The organism is Thalassospira mesophila (assembly GCF_002115755.1).
Taxonomy (GTDB): Bacteria; Pseudomonadota; Alphaproteobacteria; order Rhodospirillales; family Thalassospiraceae; genus Thalassospira; species Thalassospira mesophila.
This window is the reverse complement of sequence record NZ_JFKA01000084.1, coordinates 1-351: the sequence shown is the minus strand read 5'-3', so window position 1 is coordinate 351 and position 351 is coordinate 1. Positions and strand designations below refer to the sequence as shown.

At 67.5% G+C, this 351-nt stretch carries 1 protein-coding gene; it reads left to right on the top strand.

Annotated features, from left to right (window positions below):
- Nucleotides 1–351 (top strand): LysR substrate-binding domain-containing protein (locus TMES_RS22145; protein ID WP_211276004.1); only part of this gene is annotated, 351 nt, incomplete at both ends.

Below are 351 nucleotides of genomic sequence, written 5' to 3'. Positions count from 1 at the left end.
CGCTGCGCGACCTGACCGAGCACGCCTTCATCGCGCTCAACCCCGAGGACGCCAGCCGCCGGCGCCTGGAGACGGCGCTGCACGACCAGGGCCTGGCATTGCGGCCGGTGCTGGAGACGCCCTATTCCAATTCCGTCTGCGAGTTCGCCCTGCATGGCGTCGGCATCGGCCTGGTGCATCCGGTCATGGCGCTGGACTACCTGGCGCGCGGGCTGACCATCAAGCCGCTGGAACTGGACATCGGCTTTGCCTGCCTGCTGGTGTTCCGGCCCGGCACACCGCTTTCGGAAAACGCGCGGGCGTTGCTGAAAGCGATGCGCATCGAGCTGGAACGGGATCTCAAGCGGATCC